At 74.5% G+C, this 1248-nt stretch carries 4 protein-coding genes; 2 read left to right on the forward strand and 2 right to left on the reverse strand.

Features of this window, described 5'->3' with window-relative positions:
* Both GT354_RS12115 and GT354_RS12120 read left to right on the forward strand, forming a co-directional pair.
* Positions 1 to 304 (forward strand): hypothetical protein (locus GT354_RS12115; RefSeq protein ID WP_202511797.1); only part of this gene is annotated, 304 nt, incomplete at its 5' end.
* A 2-nt stretch (positions 305 to 306) separates the two neighbouring features.
* Complete coding sequence (locus tag GT354_RS12120) at positions 307 to 567, forward strand: hypothetical protein (RefSeq protein ID WP_161356303.1); 261 nt, start codon at positions 307 to 309, stop codon at positions 565 to 567.
* A gap of 60 nt (positions 568 to 627) precedes the next feature.
* On the opposite strand, the gene GT354_RS12125 is transcribed toward GT354_RS12120, so the two are convergent.
* Both GT354_RS12125 and GT354_RS12130 read right to left on the reverse strand, forming a co-directional pair.
* Positions 628 to 906, reverse strand: coding sequence for a hypothetical protein (locus GT354_RS12125; RefSeq protein WP_161356304.1), 279 nt, complete (start codon positions 904 to 906; stop codon positions 628 to 630).
* The coding region (locus GT354_RS12130; RefSeq protein WP_237534644.1) for a holin at positions 906 to 1248 on the reverse strand (343 nt) is incomplete at its 5' end. The genes GT354_RS12130 and GT354_RS12125, both read right to left, overlap by 1 nt.

Raw genomic sequence — 1248 nt, forward strand, 5'->3', positions numbered from 1 at the left:
CGGCGGCCAGTCGATCGTGGCCCGCTACCGAACCCGCACCGGCGGAATCGAGTTCGACACCCTCCGCATCCCGGACGGCACCCTGCCCGCGCTGATCCGGGCGATCCTGGACCGCACGGACCAGAACCTGGTCACCGACATCCTCGACGCGGAGCAGACCAGACACGCCGACCGCCGCAGTCGGCGCATGGCCGCGATGGGCATCAGCCTCCCGCCCGACCACCCGCTCGCCACACCGATCGCGCACCTCGACGAACGCGGCGAGCCAGGCGAGCCCGGCCGACCCACCCCGCCGCAGGGGTGACGGTGCGGGCCCGCCGTCGAGAGCTGCTTGCCGTCGAGGAGGCGCTGCGGGTACGCCGTCGTGCGAGCATCCTCCGCGACGGATGTCGGCACCGCACCGTCGACAGGGCGCTCGCCGAGCAGGCGTACCTGCGGGCGCACGCCTGTGTGCTCGACGCGGTGCGCACGGCACACCGGGCCGGGGTGCCGGTGCCCGCGCTCGCCCAGGCCCTGGACGTCAGCGCGGTCAGCATCCGGCGCATACTCGGTGCCCGGCGCTCCTGACCGCGGACACGACGAAGCCGGCCCGCCCCCATCTCGGGGGCGGGCCGTTGTCGTGCGTGGTCAGTGTCCGGCGGCCTGCCACGCGGCGATGCCGAGCGCGGCCAGCGACACCAGGGCGGCGAGACTGGGCAGCGGCCAACGAGCGTGCTCCAACGAACCGATCCGATTGTCGTGCTCGGCGATCACCCGGTCCGTCTGGTCCGTGCGCTGCACGAGCAACGCCAACTGACCCTGGGTGGTCGCGTTGCCGACGTCGACCGACCGCCGCAGCTCGGCGAGTTCGAGGGCGACGGACACCGACCCGGCCGCAGCCGGATCCGGTAGTGACGTAGGCGTCATCACTCGCGGCCCCTCACCGACAGCAGTCGTCGGACGTCCGCATCGCGCGCCGTCTCGGCCGCCTCGGTCAGGCCCGGCCCGGACGGGCCGACGCCGGACAGCGTGATCGACGTCAGCACCGAGGCGAGCGCGGCGCCCCCGCCGAGCGAGGCCGCCGCCACCCAGTCGACGTCGAGCAGCCCGACGCTGCCCACGCCCAGGAGCGCGAGCTCAGCCTGCGCGGCGGTGCGGATCGCCCGCTCACCCGCGGCGCGCCAGAACACACGAGTCCACATGTCACGCCTCCAGCCGGCGGGCGACGACGTCGGCGACAGCGTCGGCCAGGCGCGCGGTGAACCCGGC

This window comes from Streptomyces sp. SID3343, from assembly GCF_009865215.1.
Taxonomy (GTDB): Bacteria; Actinomycetota; Actinomycetes; order Streptomycetales; family Streptomycetaceae; genus Embleya.